This window comes from Streptomyces sp. NPDC020958 (genome assembly GCF_055562175.1).
In genome coordinates this window covers 126,723-145,910 of the sequence record NZ_JBVHFU010000005.1, presented here as the reverse complement: position 1 = coordinate 145,910, position 19,188 = coordinate 126,723, and the positions used below count along the sequence as shown (strand labels likewise).

The 19,188-nt window shown below is 73.5% G+C and carries 14 protein-coding genes and 1 pseudogene; 6 read left to right on the top strand and 9 right to left on the bottom strand.

Annotation, left to right across the window (positions count from 1 at the left end; translation table 11 throughout):
• The 3 genes and pseudogenes from ACZ3KP_RS17635 to ACZ3KP_RS17625 form a co-directional block, all read right to left on the bottom strand.
• Nucleotides 1-526 (bottom strand): annotated as a pseudogene (locus ACZ3KP_RS17635) (VWA domain-containing protein); the annotation flags it as partial.
• 148 nt (nt 527-674) lie between these two features.
• On the bottom strand, nt 675-2,654 hold the full coding sequence (locus ACZ3KP_RS17630) for an FUSC family protein (protein ID WP_467500510.1): 1,980 nt from the start codon (nt 2,652-2,654) through the stop codon (nt 675-677).
• 7 nt (nt 2,655-2,661) lie between these two features.
• Nucleotides 2,662-3,471 (bottom strand): alpha/beta fold hydrolase, encoded by an 810-nt coding sequence (locus ACZ3KP_RS17625; protein WP_467500508.1) that lies wholly within the window; start codon nt 3,469-3,471, stop codon nt 2,662-2,664.
• Nucleotides 3,472-3,547: 76 nt separating this feature from the next.
• On the opposite strand from ACZ3KP_RS17625, the gene ACZ3KP_RS17620 reads away from it, so the two are divergent.
• Entirely contained in the window at nt 3,548-4,879 is a 1,332-nt protein-coding gene (locus tag ACZ3KP_RS17620; RefSeq protein WP_467500506.1) for an aminotransferase-like domain-containing protein, read from the top strand.
• A gap of 25 nt (nt 4,880-4,904) precedes the next feature.
• Here ACZ3KP_RS17620 and ACZ3KP_RS17615 read toward each other — a convergent pair whose 3' ends face one another.
• The 3 genes from ACZ3KP_RS17615 to ACZ3KP_RS17605 all read right to left on the bottom strand — a co-directional run bounded on the left by ACZ3KP_RS17615 (nt 4,905) and on the right by ACZ3KP_RS17605 (nt 7,738).
• Nucleotides 4,905-5,498, bottom strand: coding sequence for an HAD family acid phosphatase (locus tag ACZ3KP_RS17615; protein WP_467500504.1), 594 nt, complete (start codon nt 5,496-5,498; stop codon nt 4,905-4,907).
• 114 nt (nt 5,499-5,612) lie between these two features.
• Complete coding sequence (locus ACZ3KP_RS17610) at nt 5,613-6,566, bottom strand: hypothetical protein (protein ID WP_467500502.1); 954 nt, start codon at nt 6,564-6,566, stop codon at nt 5,613-5,615.
• A 731-nt stretch (nt 6,567-7,297) separates the two neighbouring features.
• On the bottom strand, nt 7,298-7,738 hold the full coding sequence (locus tag ACZ3KP_RS17605; RefSeq protein ID WP_467500500.1) for a hypothetical protein: 441 nt from the start codon (nt 7,736-7,738) through the stop codon (nt 7,298-7,300).
• Nucleotides 7,739-7,897: 159 nt separating this feature from the next.
• Here ACZ3KP_RS17605 and ACZ3KP_RS17600 point away from each other — a divergent pair, with 159 nt between their 5' ends.
• A complete protein-coding gene (locus ACZ3KP_RS17600; protein ID WP_467500498.1) occupies nt 7,898-9,025 on the top strand; it encodes a PP2C family protein-serine/threonine phosphatase in 1,128 nt (375 codons plus the stop codon).
• Between the two features lie 142 nt (nt 9,026-9,167).
• The gene (locus ACZ3KP_RS17595; protein ID WP_467500496.1) at nt 9,168-10,223 is read left to right on the top strand and encodes a hypothetical protein; all 1,056 of its coding nucleotides are present in this window, start codon (nt 9,168-9,170) and stop codon (nt 10,221-10,223) included.
• A gap of 8 nt (nt 10,224-10,231) precedes the next feature.
• On the opposite strand, the gene ACZ3KP_RS17590 is transcribed toward ACZ3KP_RS17595, so the two are convergent.
• A complete protein-coding gene (locus ACZ3KP_RS17590) occupies nt 10,232-12,202 on the bottom strand; it encodes an Ig-like domain repeat protein (RefSeq protein ID WP_467500494.1) in 1,971 nt (656 codons plus the stop codon).
• 294 nt (nt 12,203-12,496) lie between these two features.
• On the bottom strand, nt 12,497-13,261 hold the full coding sequence (locus tag ACZ3KP_RS17585) for an NPP1 family protein (RefSeq protein ID WP_467500492.1): 765 nt from the start codon (nt 13,259-13,261) through the stop codon (nt 12,497-12,499).
• A 457-nt stretch (nt 13,262-13,718) separates the two neighbouring features.
• Between ACZ3KP_RS17585 and ACZ3KP_RS17580 the strand changes: the two genes are divergently transcribed.
• Nucleotides 13,719-15,005 carry a glycosyltransferase family 39 protein gene (locus ACZ3KP_RS17580; RefSeq protein WP_467500490.1) on the top strand — a complete coding sequence of 429 codons (1,287 nt, stop codon included), beginning with the start codon at nt 13,719-13,721 and terminating at the stop codon, nt 15,003-15,005.
• Nucleotides 15,006-15,612: 607 nt separating this feature from the next.
• A complete protein-coding gene (locus ACZ3KP_RS17575; RefSeq protein ID WP_467500488.1) occupies nt 15,613-16,956 on the top strand; it encodes a helix-turn-helix domain-containing protein in 1,344 nt (447 codons plus the stop codon).
• 46 nt (nt 16,957-17,002) lie between these two features.
• On the opposite strand, the gene ACZ3KP_RS17570 is transcribed toward ACZ3KP_RS17575, so the two are convergent.
• Entirely contained in the window at nt 17,003-17,767 is a 765-nt protein-coding gene (locus ACZ3KP_RS17570) for a hypothetical protein (protein ID WP_467500486.1), read from the bottom strand.
• Between the two features lie 227 nt (nt 17,768-17,994).
• Between ACZ3KP_RS17570 and ACZ3KP_RS17565 the strand changes: the two genes are divergently transcribed.
• On the top strand, nt 17,995-19,092 hold the full coding sequence (locus tag ACZ3KP_RS17565) for a nucleoside hydrolase (protein ID WP_467500484.1): 1,098 nt from the start codon (nt 17,995-17,997) through the stop codon (nt 19,090-19,092).
• The last annotated feature ends 96 nt before the right edge of the window (nt 19,093-19,188 follow it).

The window sequence follows — 19,188 nt, the reverse complement described above, 5'->3', positions numbered from 1 at the left end:
CCGTCGACTCAGCCACGACCTCGGCTTCGGCCTCCGCCTTCGGCTCGGCTTCTGCTTCCGGCTCAGCCTCGGCTTCGGCCTCCGCCTTCGGCTCGGCTTCCGCGTTCGGCTCGGCTTCCGCCTTCGGCCCTGCGTCGGCCTTGACCTCTTCCTCCGCCTTCGGCTCGGCCTCCGCCTCATCCTCCGGCCCGGCCTCCGCCTCCGGCTTCGGTCCAGCGTCGGCCTCGGCCTCCGGCTCCGGCTCGGTCTTTGCTGTTGGCTCTGTCGGTGGGGTGGGGGTGGGGAGGTCAGGTTCGATCGTGCGGGAGGCCTGCTTCGGTACCGTCACGTTGTCGAAGGCCGCCGACACCAGGTCGTGCTCGTCCTTCGTCGACGGGCGGGGTTCCGGGACCGCAGTCGGTGTCTGAGCTGCCGCTTCTTGTGTCGGTGTCGACTGCGAAGGGAGCTGGTCCGCACCCTCTGCTTCGGCAGGGCGCGGCTTTCGCGACCTGCCGAATGCGTTCCGCAGGAGAGTGAGAATGCCCATGTGCGCAACCCTTCGCGTGAGTTGAAATCCGTCAATCGCTGGCCAGGACGGACACGTAAGGTTAGCGGCCCCAGGTTGCGATCTTGGGGAGGGTCGATGACTCCGGTCGGGCGTGCGACGGTCGAGTCCGGCGCCGCGTTCCCCGGGGTCAGTGCGGGGACGCGATCGCCCTCGCCGCCGCCACCTCCTGGCGGAGCGGTTCCAGGACGCTGTCCGGTGGGCCCGTGAGGTCCGTGCGGACCGCGATCAGGGTCTCGGACTCGCGGACGCCCGACGCCAGTTCGCGCAGTTGCAGGGCGACCTGGTCCACCTCGGCCCGGGACGGGGGCGGTGCCCCGTGCCGTACCCGGACCCGGGCCGCCGTCGTCGCGTCGACGATGCGCTCCACGGCGACGACCAGCGGCCACCAGGCCGCGGCACGGCGGCCGGTGGGCGGGGGTTCGGTCAGCGCGCGCTGGAACTCGGTGCGGATGGTGGACAGGTCGCGGTAGAGCCGGCGGCGCATCCGGGCCCGGGCGGCGGGATCGACGCCCTGGTCCCCGGCCTCCGTGCCGGCCCGCCCGTCGCCCCCGAAGGCCAGCTCGACATAGGTCGCCGTGTCCGCCACCGCGTCGGCGAGCCGGTCGCCGACCCGGGTGCGCCAGCTCTCCGGCCACAGCAGGTACCCCGCGACCAGGGCGATCCCGCAGCCCATCAGGGAGTCCAGGAGGCGGGGCAGGAGCAGGGCGGTGCCCTGGTGGTTCAGCACGTCGGAGAGGAGGAGGATCACCGGGGTGATGGCCGCCGTCTGGAAGCCGTAGCCCCGCGGGGTGAGCGCCGGGACCAGGGGGGCCAGGACCATCATCACCGGCACGTCCCACCAGCCGCGCGGCACCAGGGCGAGGACCGTCGCCGCCACCACCAGGCCCACCACGGTGCCCAGCGCGCGCAGCAGGGCGCGGGAGAAGACCGAGCCGAAGTCGGGCTTGAGGACGAAGGTGATGGTGAGGGCCACCCAGTAGGAGCGGGGCACGGGGATCAGGGAGACCAGTGCCTGCGCGATGCCGATGCACAGGGCGAGGCGGATGCCGTAGCGCCAGGAGTTGGCGGAGAGCACGACGTTGCGGGCGGCGCGGGCGGTGCGGACGCCGAGGGCGGCCGGGCGGCCGAGGCGGTCGTCGATGCCGCGGGGGTCGACGTCGGGGCTGGTGGCGACCTCGGCGACGTGCCGCAGGGCGTGGTCGACGGCGCGGCCGGTCTCGTTGACCGGCTCGGGCAGGTGGAGCCCGATCGGGCCGGTGTAGCCGGTCTCGATGGCGTCGGCGATGTGCCGGACCGCCGCCGGGACCTCGGGCGGCAGCGGTTTCGCGGCGAGCCGGACGGCGGGGGCGGCCTCCACCACCGGGGTGATCGCGTTCAACTGGGCGAGCAGCCGGGTGAGTTCGCGGTTGCGGCCGTGGTAGCGGGCGCGCCGGGCGAGGATCAGGTCGTACGACTGGTTCAGCGACTGGGTGACGGTGTGCCGGGCGCGGTCGTACGCCTCGCCGTCGGCGGTGTCGCGCACGGCCAGCAGGTCGGCGACGGTGCGGTAGGCGGCGGCGACCGCCGAGCGTTCCGGTACGCCGGAGCGCAGCGGCCAGGCCAGCAGGGCCAGCAGGAGGACGAGCAGGCCGCCGCCGGTCATCAGGACGGGGGTCAGCCACCAGGGGCCGGGCAGCGGCAGGCCCGCGCCGATGACAGAGTTGAGCAGCAGGAGCAGCCCGGACACGGAGGACACCGCGCCGATCGTCGAGATCATCCCGGAGACCAGCGCGATGCCGGTGACCACGGCGACCGTCAGCCAGCCCTGGCCGTAGACCAGGGAGCCCGCGGTGACGCCGACGGCGCCGAAGAGCTGGGGGACCGCGATGTTGAGGATCCGCATGCGGTAGGCGTCGGCGGTGTCGCCGATGACCCCTGACAGGGCGCCCATGGAGGCGAGCGCGCCGTACGCGGGCTGTCCGGCCGCGAGCCCGACGGCGAGCGGGAGGGTCATGCCGAGGGCGGCGCGGAGGAGGGCGGCCCGGTTGAGGGGGGCCGCCCGCTGGGGTCGGAGGTTCCTTACCAGCCAGTCGGGAGGGGTGAGGCCGATGGGGAACTCGCGGGACATGTGCCCATTATCCGGGTGCGCGCCGGGCCGGCGGTGCCCGGTCCACGCGTGCCAGGAACTCCCCCAGCGCCCGGTTGAACTCCGCCGGGCGTTCCAGGTTCGGCAGGTGGGCGGAGCGGTCGATCACCCGGAGCTCGGCCTCGGGGAGGAGGGCGTGCATGGCCTCGGCATCCGCGACGGGGGTGTACTCGTCGTCCGCGCCGACCACCACCAGGGAGGGGACCGTGACCCTGGTCAGCAGGGGACGGTAGTCAGGGCGTTCGGCCCGGCCGCGCAGGGCCGCGGCGGCGCCCTCGGGATCCGTCGCCGTCATCATGCGGTGGACGTGGGCCTTCACGTCCGGGTCGGCGTAGGGGGCGACCATCTTCTCCAGGACCTCGTCGGCGTAGCCGCGCATGCCCTCGCGCAGCAGGCGGTCCGCCATGGCGTTGCGGGCCTGCCTGCCCTCGGGTGTCTCGGGGTCGGGGAAGGTGTCCGCCAGGACCAGCCCGCGGACCCGGGCGGGCCCGAGGCGGTCGTAGCACTCCATCGCGATCTGGCCGCCCATGGACAGGCCCGCGACGACGCAGGCCGGCACGTCCAGGGCGTCGAGGAGGTCTTCGAGGTCGGCGGCGAAGCGGGCGAGGGGGGTCTTGCCGGGGGTGACCGGGGAGGCGCCGTAGCCGCGCAGGTCGGGGGCGATGATCCGGCGGTCGGAGGCGAAGGCCGTCAGCTGGGGGTGCCACATGGTGCGGTCGAACGGGTGGCCGTGGACGAGGAGGAGCGGAGCGCGGGCACTTTGGCAGGAATTGTCGGTGTATGCGAGGAAGGGAGGCATGTGATCGACCCTAGGGGCCCTCAACTCCTCGGTGCAATAAGATCTTTGCCCTCGGTGCAATGAGGAGGGGTGTTCGGTGGACGACTTTCGGGGGATCGCCGACCGGATCGCGCTGGACATCGCGCGCGGGCGGTTGCGGGCGGGGCAACGGCTGCCTCCGCAGCGGGCGTTCGCACGCCGGCACGGGATCGCCGCCTCGACGGCCGGGCGGGTGTACGCCGAACTCGTGCGGCGCGGGCTGGTGGTGGGCGAGGTCGGCCGGGGCACCTTCGTCCGGGCCGCGGCGGACGTGCCACGGGGGCGGGCGCTCGTCGAGGACGAGGGCGGTGCCGCGCGGGTCAATCTGGAGCTCAACTACCCGGTCGTAGCAGGGCAGTCGGAGATGCTGGCGCCCGCGCTCGCGCCGCTGCTGCGGGCCGACGCCCTCACCGCCGCCCTGCGGCCCGCCCCTGCCGACGGCACTCCGGACGCCCGGCGAGCCGCCGCCGCGCTGCTGGCCACCGGCGACTGGCGGCCGGACCCCGGCCGGGTGCTCTTCACCGGCAACGCCCGGCAGGCCATCGCCGCCACCCTCGCCTCCCTGGTACCGCCGGGCGGCCGGGTCGGGGTGGAGCCGCTGACGTATCCGCTGGTCAAGGAGATCGCGGGGCGGCTCTCCGTCACCCTCGTACCGGTGCCGACGGACGACGAGGGGCCGGTCGTGGAGGCGCTCCTCGCCGTGCACCGGTCCGGGCCGCTCTCCGCGCTCTACCTCCAGCCGACCCTGCACAATCCGACCTCCCGGACCGTGCCGGCCGGGCGGCGGCTGCACCTCGCGCGGGCCGTGTGCGACCTGGGGCTTCCGGTGGTGGAGGACCGGATCTGGGCCTTCCTGCACGGCGGTGGCGAGCCGCCGCTCGCCGCTCTCGCGCCCGGGCTCGTCCATGTCGTGGACGGGCTCTCGAAGCGGGTCGCGCCCGGCCTCACCGTCGGGTTCGCCGTCGTGCCCGAGGACCGGGTGGCGGCGGTGGCGGACGCCGTGCGCTCAGGGGGCTGGAGCGCGGGGGCGTTCGCGCTGGAGGCGGCCGTGCGGTGGATCGGGGACGGGACGGTGGCGCGGCTCGTCGAGGCCAAGCGGGCGCAGGCCCGGCGCCGCCAGGGGATACTCCGCGAGGTGCTGGACGGGTTCGCCGTACGGGCCGATCCGGGCGGGTACTTCGCCTGGTGGGAGCTGCCCGCGCCGTGGCGCGCCGATCGCTTCACGGCGGCCGCGGCGGCACGCGGGATCGGGATCACGCCCGGCACCGCCTTCCGGGTCGACCCGAAGCGGACGCCGGACGCGGTCCGGATCGGGCTCGCCTCGGCGGACGAACCGGAACTGGCCGAGGCGCTGCGCGACCTGGCGGGGCTCGCGGCGCAGCGCCCCTGACCAGGGCCTTTTTTGGTGGGAGCGGCTAGTCCAGCAGGCCGTCGTAGTCCGGCAGCTTGTAGGTGGTGTCGGCGTGACCGCCGGTCAGGTCCGTGGTGTTGTTGCCGATGTTGGCGACGATGTCGTAGCCGTTCGCCTCGATCTTCTGGCGCTGCGCGGTCTTGAAGTCGGCCACGCTCTCGCCGATGATCTCGCCGAGCGAGCGGGTGTAGAGGCCGTCGACGGTGTAACCGACCTTGGTGAGGTTGTACTTGGTGGTCAGGTCGATCAGGTCGGGGCGGGCGCTGACGAAGAAGACGCTGATGCCCTTGGCGTGCGCGTCCTGGGCGAGGGTGAGCACCGGGGCGGTGGCGGGCGTGGGGTAGCCGCCCTCGAAGTGGGAGGCCAGCGCGGTGTTGTCGATGTCGAGGACGATCGCCAGCCTGGCGCCGGAGGTGTTGGCGGCGGCGCGGCTGTCGAGGTAGCTCTGCGCGGGACCGGTGACGGCGGCGACGTCGGACAGCCACTGGGCCTCGGTGACGGTCGAGTCGGCGGCGTGCGCGGGCAGCGCGGCGGCGAGCGGCAGGGCGAGGCCGGCCGCCACGGCGACAGCGGCGCGGCGTGCGGTGGGACGGTTCATCGGGCGGGGGCTCCTCGGGTCACGTCGGCCATCGGTGTTCCGTACCGGTGGCTGTCGTTCCGCCACGTTGCCCGGCCGGGACGCCCACCACGTGACCGTCAGGGTAGCGACTGGTTACATGCGTGTCATGTTCTGGTCAGGAGATGGGGAATCCTGTGAATCCGCTCTGAGAGCACGGGAGTTGGATGCCCCGGCCTCCGGGTCGGGGGCCGGGGCGGAGTTGCGGCGGGCGTAGCGGCTGAGCCACGCCAGCAGGGCCACCGTCAGGCCGACGGCGAGCAGGAGCCAGGAGACCGTGCGCAGGGTGGCGGTCAGGGCGTCGTAGACGGCGGCCGCGGCCGGGTGCGGTACGTCGGACGGCAGACCGGACAGGGTCAGGGCGCGGCCGATCGAGAGGGCGAGGCCGAGCAGGGCGCCGCCCAGCGCCGTGCCCAGCGCCGTCGCCGTGACCGCGCGCCGGCGGCGGACGGCGAGGGCGATACCGCCGGCCGCGAAGGCGACGGCCGCGACGGGCAGCCAGAACCCGGCGACTTCGAGCACGTGGAACCCCTTCCGGAGCCGGTCCAGCTCGGCGGCCGGGAGAACGGCGACCGCCGTGTGCTGGACCGGGATACGGGCCGCGAGCGGCACATGGTCGTGGGTGAGCTGGTCCCTGACCTGGGCGGTGACCGGCGCGAGGTCGACCGTCACGGCCTCCTCGCGCTCGTCCTCCAGGGCCCGCAGCACGGCGTCATGGGTGGCCCGGTTGCCGGCGTCCCAGGCCAGCCGGAACGCCCGGGTCTGGGTGAACGAGCGGACCGCCTCGCGTACGAAGGGCGCCACCGTGCCCCGCAGGGGCCGGCCGACGTCCACCTCGCGCATGATGCCGTCGCCGACGGTGGCCGCCACGGCGTCCCGGACGTCGGGGTCCTCGGCCAGCGGCGCCATCGTGCTCACGTACTGCCCGGTGTCCGCCAGCCCGTACGCGGCCCACGCCGACAGCGCGCCGAACGGCAGCAGCAGGCAGGACAGCGTGATCAGCAGGGCCGACAGGACGCGCCGCAGGCAGCGGGGCCGGACGCGCCACACGGCCCGTGCGCCACGGGCGGGCCGGGTGCCGCGGGCGGGCCGCGAGCTGCGGGTGGGCCGCGCGCCGCGGAGGGGCCACGCGCTACGGACGGGTGACGCGCCGCGGGCGGGCCGCGAGCTGCGGGTGGGCCGCGCGCCGCGGAGGGGCCACGCGCTACGGATGGGTGACGCGCCGCGGGCGGGCCGCGAACTACTGCGGGTGGGCTGGGTGCCGCGGGCGGGCCAGGCGTCGCGGACAAGCCTGGTGCCGCGGACAAGCCGGGCGCCGCGGACGGGCCGCGCGCCGCGGACAAGCCGTGCGGCGAAGGCGGACCGGGCGGCTCGCACGGGCCACGTGGTCCGTGCGGCCCACCTGGACCATGACGTCTGTGCGGCCCGTGCGGGGCCCGGGGGCCGCACCGGCCCGGGGAGCACTGGGGGCACGGTTCCAGGCAAGCCCCTGAGGGCCGGTCAGGCGAGCCGTGCGCCTGCATTCGGGTGGTACGACGGGCCCTGGCCGGGCCTAACGGGCGACACGGGGGTCCGGCTGCCCGGGCGACTCGGCGCGGCCCGCTCCGGTGGAGGACTGATCCGAACGGGTGTTTCCTGGTTTCGGGTGTGGGTTCCGGGAATCCGGGCCCCGCCGGGTGTCGCCGGGTGCCTTCAAGAGCCCCGGCGACCAGTGAGAGGAAAAAGGGGAAATCGTGGGCCCCGGCCGTGCTGGCCGGGGCCCACGCGGGCACGGGGAGCGGTTATCGGATGCGGTGTCCGGCCGCGTCCTCCCGTGTGTAGAACCGGTAGAACGACAGGATCAGGACGACGAGCGCCACGGCCAGGGCCATGCCGATGGACCGCAGGACCGCCTCGCCGGTCGCGCTGTACAGGAAGCCGAACGAGATGCCGGCGAACGCCGCCCACACCGCCGCGTGCAGTTCCCGCCGCAGCCGAGGCGCGAAGGCCATGACCGCCCACAGCACGACCGCGAACAAGAAGCCGCTCACGAAGCCGGTCAGCAGGTTCCAGCCGGTGATCGGGCCGCCGGCGCGGCTGTTCGCCGCGACCCAGTCGCCGTAGATCAACCCGGTCACCACGGAGACGGCGATCCGGGCCCGGGCGTGCGTCCGGGCGTCGAAGATGTCGGGGGTACGACCGGCCCGGACCGTGCCGCCGGACGTGGGTGCCGCGTGAGCCATGCGAGCGCTCCTCTCTCCTCGCCCCCGCCTTCCAGAGCACACCTGCGGGTACCCCCTGGCAAGTCGGCCATACGCCAGGTGTCAGGGTGGCCCGTACGGCGTCCTGCGCGCCGTCCGTACGACGTGCGGGCCGTGCGCACGCGTGTTTCCCTGACTGACGTGACCGACCACCAGGCCCTGCGGCGGCGGCAGGACCTGCCGTGGGCCCGGGGCAGAGGCTTCGCCTGGTTGGCGCCGCTGCTGCTGCTGCTGGCCGGGATCACCGCGGTCGACCTCAACACCACGGAGCGGTTCCGGATCATCTCCTGGATCGTGCTGGTGCCCGGGATCGCGGCAGCGCTCTGCGGGGTCTGGGCGACGGCCGCCTTCTCGGTGCTGTCCCTGCTCGACTACGTCGCCGTGGACAGTGCCTGGCCCAAGGAGTACCAGGCCGGGCTGTCCGACTTCGTCCTGGTCGCCCTCGCCGGGGTGCTGGCCGTCCTCGCCTGCACGGTCCGGCTGAACGGCGAACGCCGGATCCTGCGCATGCGGGACATCGCCGAGACGACCCGCCGTACCGTGCTGCGTCCGCTGCCGCAGGGGTGGGCCGGGCTCGATCACGCGGCGGTCTATCTCGCCGCCGACACGGAGGCCCGGGTGGGCGGGGACTTCTACGACATCCAGCCGGGCCCGCACGGGACACGCGTGCTGGTGGGGGACGTGCAGGGCAAGGGGCTCGGTGCGGTCGAGACGGCGGCGGCGCTGCTGGGCACGTTCCGGGAGGCCGGGTACCACGAGGCGGACCTGGCGACGGTGGCGGACCGGCTGGAGACCCGGATGCTCCGGCACCGGGGCCATACGGTGGCCCTCGGCCGCGACGACGGGGACCGCTTCGCCACGGCGCTGCTGCTCGGGTTCCCGCCGGGCCGTCCGGACGTGGTGGAACTGGTCAACTTCGGCCACGAGCCACCGCTCGCGGTCGGCCCGGCAGGCGTCCGCGCCCTCCCGCCGGGGGGAGGACTTCCGTTGGGGATGAGTGAGTTGAGCGAGGGGTCCGGACCGCCGCCGACCCGCGCGATCCCCCTCGCCCCGGAGGAGACCCTCCTCATCACGACGGACGGGGTGACGGAGGCGAGGAACGGGGACGGCGAGTTCTACGACCTGACGGCCGAGGTCCGCCGGTCGGCCACCACCGACCCGGCCCGCCTGGTCGCCCGCGTCCGCGACGGGGTACTGCGCCACAGCCGCGGCCGCCTCTCCGACGACACCACGATCTTCGCGGTACGCCGCACCCCGTCCCCCCACTAGCCGACCTCGCGCGCGGGCGCGCGCCGGTTCGGGGCCGTAACTCCCCCATCCCGGATCAAAGCTCTCTCTCGGCCCCCGCTTTGCAAGCGCAGCGGTTACGGTGCTGACGTAAGTGGACCTGGGGAACAAAGGGGAGGGCCAGATGCCCGGAACCGTGCTGCTGCTCGCGGCCTCGCCGACGGGCAAAGGGCGACTGGTGGACGCGGCCTCCGTGCTCCCCGTGCTCGCGGCCGTGCCCCCGGCGATACTCTCCGGCACCGACACCGCCAACGTCGTCGAACTCGCCGACCCCCTGGAGCCGCAGGCGGTGCTGACCCGGCTGCGGGCCGCCGCGGCCGCCCCCGGCCCGCTGACCCTCTTCGTCACCGGCCAGCTGCAGCTGGACCGCAGACAGCGGCTGCCGCACCTGGCCCTGGCCAGGACCACGCCCGCGACCGTGCGGTACACCGCGCTGCCCTGGCACTGGATCCGGGAGGAGCTGCGGCTGCGCCCGCCCGGGGCGACGTCGCTGGTGCTCGACCTGCACGCGGACCACGAGACCTGGGAGCACCTGTGCGCCGTTCCCCTCGACTGCGGTCGGAACAACGCCGTGCACGGGCGGGTCGCACCGCCGCCCGCCCGGCGGGAGGTCGCCGTGCCGTCGTACATGAAGGCCGTGGCGACGGTGCTCAGGAGCGGGCACCGGCCGCCGCTGGAGCAGTTGCACCAGCAGGTGCTCGTACGGCTCGGCGCGGAGACCGCCACCGACATGCTGCTCAGCACGCACGGCCCGGACGGCGGTGATCCGCACGACGCCATCAGCGCGGCCGTGCGGGACGGCCGGTACACGGAGGCGGACGAGCTCGCGGCCCGCTGGGAGGAGGCCGCCGCGCGGGCCCACGGACCGGCCTCCGAGGACGCGCTGCACTGGTCCGAGGTGCGGGCCGACCTCGCGATGTTCGCCGGGGACGCGGCGCGCAGCTGCCGTACCTGGCTGACCGTGGCCAGGACGCGGCTGGCCGCCGGGGAGCCCGCCGACACGCCTGCCGTGGAGGCGGCCGTGGACCGGGCCCACCACCAGTGGGGGGCCATCAAGGACGCGGCGCGGGCCCGTGAACTGGGGCCCGCGCTCGCGGAGTTGAGGCTCAGGGTGCCGGGCCGCCGGGAAGGTGCCCTGGACCATGTCCAGCAGCACCTCCGGCAGCTTCAGACCAGCTGAACGGCCGGCTAGCTCGTGAAGGTGAAGTACTTCCAGGCGCCGTACGTCGTGGAGTTGACGGTGTCGCCGGACGTGCCGTTGATGTAGTCCGAGCGGACGCGGAAGCGCCAGCCGACGTCGCTCTTGTGGTTGCCGGTGAACTCGACCAGGGAGACGCCGTTGCTCGCCAGGGCGAAGTACTGGGAGGTGTCCGAGTACCACTTGCCCTGGTACCAGACCTGGAAGTCGAAGCGCTGCGCACGGCCGGTGTAGTACGGCATCTTGGTCGTGAACAGCGGGTTCTTGGTCTTGTGGAAGTAGTAGTAGGTCTGGCCCCAGGCCTTCTTCGACTTGTACTGGCGGCTGACCGACATCGAGACACTGACCTTCGCGCCCACCGTGCTGGACACCGAGCGCGGCTGCCAGCGGGCGTCGCCCGCGAACTTCGCGGTGACCTTGGTGTCGCGCTTGAGGTTCAGGACGACGGACAGGTTGCCGTGCGAGTCGACCTTGCCGGACTTCACCAGCTTGTTGGGTTTGTCCGAGCCGAACGGGTCGGCCCAGAGCTCCACGGTGCGGTTCTTGTACGTCGTCCCGAGGTGGGCCGTGAACTTCACGTCCTTCCCGTACGCGTACACCTTGCCGTTGTTGTCCAGGGTCAGCGTCGGGTTCGCGCGGGAGACGTCGACCGTGTCCTTGGCGGAGGCCGCCGCGTGGTCCGCGTCGCCCGCGTAGCCGACCTGGTACGTCACCTTGCCGCCGGCCGGCGGGGTGTCGCTGAACGAGAACGTGCCGTCGGCCTTGACCGTCACGGCGGGCAGCGCCTTGCCGTTCGGCGAGTCGAGGTCGGTGCGGGTGACCGAGACCTGCGTGCCGGCCGGGAACGCGGTCGTCGAGGAGAGCGTGCCGGTGACGGTGAGCGGCTTGGCGCGCGTCGCCGACGCCGGTGCGTTCACCGTGAGGGTGCTGGCCGCCTTGCCCGGGGTGTCGTACTCACGCAGCGAGTACACGCCCTCGCTGTTGTACGACACCGCGAACAGCCGGGAGGAGTCCGGCGCCCAGGCGAGGCCCGCGTCGGCCATCAGGTCGGAGCCGCTGGAGGCGCCGGTGCTCGGGAACTCGTAGGAGCGGACGGCCTCGCTGCTGCCCGGCCGGAAGATGTAGACGTCCGGGTTGTAGGAGGCGTCGCTGCCACCCGCGACCGTGCCGTCCGGCGCGATGGCGACCGCGTTCGGGTAGTTGATGCTGGTGTACTTGCCGTCCTCGTTGAGGTCGGAGGTCTTGAAGATCTGGTGGTAGTAGGGCGCACCGCTGGCCACCACGACGTCCTTGCCGTCGGGGGTGACCTGGAGGTCGCCGAGGTTGCTGCCCGCGTCCCGGGTGGCGGCCAGCTTGGTGGCGGTGCCCGAGGAGACGTCGTAGGAGGCCAGTTCGACGGGGCTCTGGTCGACCGCGCCCGCGACCAGGACGTCGGAGCCGGGCGCCGCGTCCACCAGCGGCGCCTGGTACCAGCTGCGGTCCTGGTCGAGGGTGACCGTGTGGTCGCCGGTCAGGTCGACGGAGCCGATGTTGCCGGCCGTGTCGCCGCCGTAGCCGAACCACAGCTTGCCGCCCGCGAGGGCGACGCTCAGCGGCTTGTCGCCGACCGTGTAGCGGGTCGTCTCGGTGTCCGTCGTGGTGTCGATGACGGCGATGGCGTCCATGTCCTGCACGGCCGCGTAGAGGGTGCCGGAGTCGGCGGACAGTTCGAGGCCGTGGACGCCGGACAGGTTGGTGGTGAGCTGCTTGACGACGTTGCCCGAGTAGTCGGTGACGACGATCTTGCCGTTCGTCGGGTCACTGATGAAGACCTGCTGGTGGGCGCCGTCGACGACGATGTCGCCGACCGACCTGACCGGCAGGAGCCCGCTGGTGTCGGCGTAGGCCGGAGTGGCGGCCAGGGCCGCGGAGCTGAAGAGGACCGCCAGGGTGGTGGCGGCCGTGACGGTGCGCATACGCACGCTGATTCGAACCCCCCGGATCGAATGAAATGGGCGCCACGGAGCAGGGCCCACCCGTGCGAGGTTCCTGTGGGCCGTGTGTGGCGGATGAAACGAAGACTAGGTCATGCCACTGACAATCAGCACCCGGGATTCGGCCGCGCACGGAAGCTGCCGGGCGCGGCCGATGGGGCGGGGTCCTTTTGCGCGGGGTGTCGTCCATCTGCTGGATGCCGGCCAGGGCCGGCTTGTCCCAGCCGGCACCCGGACGTGGTGGCCGTGCACCGGCACCTCGACTCCCCGTCGGCCGCAGGATCAGGCGTACGGGTCGAAGGTGATCGCGGTCGGCTTGGCCTTGTTCAGGTGGTCGTCGAACTTGGCGTCCTGGAGGGGGAGGTTCGCGTTGCCCCAGTCCGAGGCGTTCAGGACGTCCCGGAGGTTGGAGGCCATGTCGTCCCAGGTGAGCAGGTTCTCCTGGTGCCAGGCGCCGTCGTCGTTCTCCGGGGTCTCGCCCCACTTGGCGAACCGGAAGTCGTGGGTGCTCAGTCCGTCCTTGTGGTAGACCACCTGCACGCGCTGACCGCTCATCGGGACGTCGGCGACCGCCTCGGTCTCGAAGTCGCCGTGCTGGGAGGCGGACAGGTACGACGGGTGGTCGGCGCCCTGCTTGACCCAGACGACGATGCACTCCCAGTCGTGGCGGTGGCCGATGCCCGGGGACGCCTCGTCCTTCTCGAAGTAGCTGGCGTAGATGATCCCGCACCAGCCGTTGTTGCACTTGGCCCGCGAGTAGGTGTTGGCGTGGTCGAGGTGGCCGTCGCGGCACTGGCCGGTGATCGCGCCGGTCGGCTTCAGCCCCCCGTTGAGGTTGCCGGACGGGTCGATGGCGGCGGCGGGGTAGCAGGCGTCCGTGTCGTAGTCGTAGAGCGGTTCGAAGAACTTCTGGAACGTGGTGGCGTTCTCCGGGAGGTTCTGCAGCACGCCCGCAGAGGCGCTGAACGGCAGGGCGAGGGTGAGCGCGGCGGCGCTGCCCACGACGGCGACGGCTCGGCCGAGGCGGTGGGTCCTGGTGCGGGACATCGGGTGGCTCCAGTCGACGGTCCAGTGTTCGCCCCGGACATGACATTCGGGTGCGGGACGAGACTGGCCTGCCGGGAGCCCGGATGGAAGGGCTTTCTGTCAAACGGAGGAGGGCGGCTCGCCGAACGCCATGGCTCCGGACCGCGCGAACCGCAGGGATCGAAAAGGGACAGTGGCGTGAACAAATAGGTTGCACAGGGGTCCCTGACCTGGGGGATTCTGGCGGGCTGTCCTTATCCGACGACCGTTTCGGGGGCCCTTTTTCATGTCTACCGGCAGAACGTCAGAGCCGTTATTCCGCTTTTCCCGGCCAGGAGCACCACCCCTCGTCTGGCTGCTGCCACTGCTGTGGACATGCGCCTTAGGTCTGTGGGGTCTGCCGCGCCGGAACAGTGTCTGGCGCGACGAGGCCGCGACCTGGCAGGTGGCCCGGCGCTCCACCGCCGACATCTGGCACATGCTGGGGAACGTCGACGTGGTCCACGGCCTCTACTACCTGCTGATGCATGCGCTGTTCGAGTGTTTCGGCGCCGGCACCACGACCCTGCGGATGCCGTCGGTGCTGGCCACCGCGGTCGCGGCGGCCAGCGTGGCCGTGATCGGCCAGCGCCTGGCCGGTGTCTGGGCGGGGCTGGCCGGCGGAATGGCGCTCGGACTGCTGCCGGCCGTGCAGTTCCACCTCCAGGAGGGCCGGCCGTACGCGCTGGTGGCGGCCGGCGCCGGGATCTCCACCCTGCTCCTCGTGACCGCCCTCCAGCGCCGGGTCCCCGCGCGCCACTGGGCTCCCTACGGCGCCGCCGTCCTCCTCATGGGCCTGCTGAACTGGCTCTCGCTCATGATCCTGGCGGCGCATCTGGTCACCGTGCTGTGGGTCCGGGCCGACCGTGCGGTCCTGTCCCGGTGGGCGGTGGCGGCGGGGTGCGCCACGGCCGGGGTGCTGCCGCTGATCGTGTTCAGCCGCGGCCAGTCCGCTCAGGTCTCCTGGATACCGCCGCTGACCTGGCACATGCTGATCGGCCCCGGCGTGCTGCTGGCGATCGGCGGTGCCTGTGCGCTGCCGGACCGGACACGGGCGGGGCGGCTGTCGGCGGCGGCCGTGGGGCTGCCGCTGCTGGCGGTGCCGCAACTCGGCCTGATCGCGCTGTCCCTGGTCCAGCCGCTCTTTCTGGACCGCTACGTCCTCTACAGCATGCTGGGGCTGGCGCTGCTGATCGGGGCGGCCGTCGGCGCGGCGGTAAGGGCGGCCGCGCCCCGCTTCCCGGTGGCGTCGCGAGGGATCCTGCCCGTGGTGCTGGCGGTGGCCGTGGCGGCCCTGCTCCCGCAGTCGCTGGCCAAGCGGTCCCCGGCGAGCAGGGTGGACGACGCCCTGGCGGTGGCCTCGGACGTACGGCACCTGAAGCGGACCGGGGACGCGGTGCTCTTCGTGCCCGCGGCCCGCAGGGACACCAAGTCCGTCTCGCCGGGCGCCTTCGCGGGTCTGCGGGACATAGCCCTGACGGAGAGCCCCGAGCGGTCCGGCACCCTGAAGGGCGTGGAGGCGTCGCCGGACCGCATACGCGCCGCGATCCTCGCCGAGCGCCGCATACTCCTGGTGACCGACACGCCCCGGGTGGCCCGTCCGGTGACGGCCGCCCGGGACCGGGCGAAGACCCAGGTCCTGCGCGAGTGCTTCACCCCGGTCGCCGACGAACAGATCCGCGGCCGCAGGGTGACGGTGTACGAACGCCGGACACCTCGGCGGTAGGGGTCCACGATGCCTCGCGAACCTGGACGGGCGGTGGGGTGAATCGGCGTGAGGGTCACTTCCGGTTCATCCGGCGCGAGCCTGCCGTCCGCGGGTGACCCCTGAGGCCGTCGCTCCCGATGGCGCTTCGCCGGGTGTCCGGAGGCACGCGCACGGGGCGTCCCGAGAGACCGGTGGACCGGCAGGCCGGTCCTGTCCCCCTGACCGCCGGAGGTGCCGTACCGGCGGGTGTGCGGTGTCGTGGGGGGGGTGAAGCGAAGCCGTCCGGTCGTCGCTAGTGGTCGACGGTGCGCGGTGCTGTGGCCGTGGCCGTGGCCGGGGCCTGGGAACCGGTGGAGTCGTCCGTCGCTCCGGCCGGTCCGACATTGCCGGCCGTGACGAGTGCCGCCACCGCGATGACGGCGGCGGCGATACTACGGAAGGCGGGGGTCCCCCCGATCGAGCGGATCCGGGACCGGGGGCGTGCGGCAGGGCGTGCGGATAAGCGTCCGAGCACGGCGACCTCGCAACGACAGGGGCGGGTTAAGCAGGTTTAATCCGCCGTTTAACCTAGGGGCTGACAGCGCTCAACGGCAAGAGGTCCAGGGGGAGTTGGGGGAGTGGCAGGATGCAGGAACGGGACGATCCGGAGACCATCGGCAGACGGGTGCAGCAGCTGCGCGGTGAAAGGGGGCTGACGCAGCGACAGCTGGCCGAGCCGGCCTACACGCCCGCCTACATCTCCACGCTGGAGGCGGGCCGGGTGCGGGCCTCCGACGAGGCGCTCCGCCATATCGCCGGGCGGCTCGGCGTCGGTTTCGAGGAGCTGGCCAGCGGGCGCCCCGCGCACCTCGCCACCGACCTCAGGCTGCGGCTCACCGAGGCGCAGCGCACCCTCGCCACCGGCGCCGCCGAGGAGGCCGCCGCCCAGTACGCGGCCCTCTTCGAGGAGGCGGAGGCGCACGGGCTGGCCGTGGAGCAGGCCACCGCACTGCTCGGCCTGGGCGAATGCGCCCTGGACACCGGAGAGCTGGGGCAGGCCAGGGAGTTCTTCGAGCGGGCCGAGCTGTGGACGGCGAACGAGCCGCTGCCGGTGCGCGTCCCCGCCATCCGCGGCCGGGCCGTCAGCCACTACCTCGCCGGTGAACTCCGGTACGCCGTATACCTCCTTGAGTCCACCCTCGACGAGCTCAACCGGAGCGGCCTGCACGACCCGGACGCGCTGCTCCTCCTCTACGCCTCCGCCATCGGCCCCTACATGGACATGGGCGCCCACGCCCGCGCCGCCCAGGCCGCCGAACTCGCCCTCGCCCTCGCCCCGCAGTCCGGCGACCCCGCCCTGATCGCCCGGATGCACCGCTCCGTCGCCCGCACCCTGCTCGCCGAGGGCCGGGCCGCCGAGGCCGACGCCTCCCTCGCCAAGGCCGCCGAGCTGTACCGCCAGCTCCAGCTGCGCACCGAACTCGCCAACTGTCACTGGATGCGCGGCTACGTCTGCGCCCAGAACGGGGAACTGGAGCGGGCGGAGGGCGAGTTGCGGGAGGCGCTGGCGATGCTCTCGGAGACCCGGGCCGCCCTGTACCGCAGCCAGGCCGCCGTGGAACTGGCCGACGTCCTGCACCGCCGGGGCAAGTCGGACGAGGCCGCCGGACTCCTCCAGGACGTCCTGGGCGACTTCAACTCCGAGCGTGGCGCCGTGCATTCGGCCGCCGCCCACCGGCTGCTCGGCATCATCGCCGAGGACGCGCGGGACACCGAGTCGGCCGAGGAGCACTATGTGCGGGCGCTGAGCCTGCTGGAGCGGGCGGGCGCGGCCGGTGACCTGGCGGACCTGTGCCGGCTGCTCGGTGACCTGCTGCGCCGCACCGGCCGGGTGGAGGCGGCCCTCGACGCCTACCGCACCGGCCTGGGCCACCGCACGGCCCCCGGCACGACGACCCTGGGTCCGGCCCCGGCCCAGCCACCGCTGTGAGAGGGGGCGGGGGAACCGGCTGCGGGGGCGTGGCGGCAGCGGCACCTCAGGCCTGCGCCCGCCCCTTCTCCCGTACCTGCGCGAGGCGCTGGACGCCGATGCGGAGGACCTGCTCGGTGGTGTCCGGGGGGAGGGTGCCGAGGGCGCCGGTGGTGAGGACGATCGCGTCGTCGCCGACGCGGACCACGGCGACGTCGAGGGTGAGGGTGCTGGGGTCGGCGTCGGCGGACGCCTGCCAGGTGAGGGTGACCCGCAGGCCTTGCCGTGCGTCCCCGGGCCCGGACAGCCGGGAGTCGGCGACCTGGACGAGTTCGGCACCGGCGGCGGTCGTCTGCGCCGTGAACCGCCCGCAGCTGCCGGGCAGGGTCCGCAGCCAGGCCAGCGTCCGGTCGACGTCGGCGGCGTGGCTCGCGTCGACCTGGTAGCGCAGCTGGGCGGCGTCGTCGCCGTCGTCAAGGACGACGGCGGCCTGCGGTCCGGCCGGAGCGCCGACCAGGTCCTCGGCGTACAGGGCGTCGAGCAGCCGCTGGCAGTCCGGTTGCCCGGTGGTCGCCTTGAGCAGCCCGTCGTGCCAGGTGGCGGTGGCGTCGCCGGCCGTCCACGGCACCCCCAGGTCGGCCTCGCCGATCAGCGCGGCCTGCGCCTGGTCGACGGTGAGCACCGGGGGGCCGGGGGCGCCGGGTGAGGCGGCGGGCCGTTCGGCGGCGGCGCGGGCGGAGTCGGACGCGGCGCCCGGCGGCGAGGTGCCCGCCGTACACGCGGAGACGGCGAGCAGCCCGACCACGGCAAGACCGGAGACGGTGACTCTCATGGCGGGGCCTCCCCGGAGACCAGGAGCAGCGGCGGAAACGGCTGCTCCCACGCCACCATCACCCGCCCCCCACCACCACCGCTCCGACCCGACCGGGTGACCCGCCCCGTCCGGACGGCCCCCGGGGCCGGTCATCCCGCTCCGCATCCGTGGGGCCGGATGGTACCGGGGCGGCCGGAAAGGTCCCGTCGCGCCGCATAGAGTCGCGCTGACGGAAGGAGCACCCCATGGCCGGTCAGCGGATTCCTGTGGTCATCGACTGCGACACCGGGGTCGACGACGCCCTCGCCCTGCTGTTCGCCGTCCGGCACCCGGGGCTGGAGCTGCGGGCGGTGACCTGTGTCGCCGGGAACACGGACGTGGACGGGGTGGTCCGTAACACCCTGACCGTGTTGGAGCGGGCCGGCGCCGGGGACGTCCCGGTCGCCCGGGGGGCCGAGCGGCCGTTGGTCGAGGCGGTCCGGTCGGCCCGGCACGTGCACGGGGCGGACGGGATGGGCGACCTCGGGCTGCCCGCGCCGACCCGGCGGCCCGTCGACGTCGACGCCGTCACGCTGCTGCGCCGCGAGATCCTCGCCTCGCCCCGGCCGGTCACCCTGATCCCCACCGCGCCGCTCACCAACATCGCCCTGTTGCTGCGCACCCACCCCGAGGTCACCCGGAACATCGAGCGGATCGTGTTCATGGGCGGCGCGGTCGCCACCGGCAACGCCACGCCGGTCGCCGAGTTCAACGTCTGGCACGACCCCGAGGCAGCCGCCGTCCTGCTCACCGCCGGGGTGCCGATCACCATGTACGGCCTGGACGTGTTCCAGCGGGTCGTGGTGCCGGGCGCGGAGGTACGACGGCTGCGCGCGAGCACGGAACCCGGCGCCCGGTTGGCCGGCGACCTGCTCGCCCACCGGCCCGCCGTCCCGAGTTCCGCCGTTCCGAGTTCCGCCGGTGCCGACGGCGACGATCAGGCCGGCGGCCTCGGTGACGCCGGTGCGGTGTGTGCCGTGGCCGACCCGGAGGGGCTGACCACCCGGCTGCTGCCGGTCGAGGTGTCGTTGGCCCCCGGCCCGACCCGGGGGCAGACGATCGTCGACCGGCGCGCCCGCCCCGGCGAGGCCGAGATCCACGGTGGTGGCCGGGAACGGGCCATGGTGGACGTGGCGCTCGACGTGGACGTGCCGCGATACGTGCGCCTCTATCTGAGCGCGGTCACGGAGACGGCCGCGGGGACGGCCGCGGGGACGGCCGCGGGGACGGCCGCGGGGACGGTTGCGGAGCGGGCCGCGGGGACCACTGCGGACGGCCCGGACGGGTCGGGCGGGAACGACTGAGAAACCCTTGAGCCGGACGGTGGCAACGACCACGCCCGACACGCGTGTGCCCGGCCGTCCGTGACGGCCGGGCACACGTCGGTGCGGGGTGTCGGC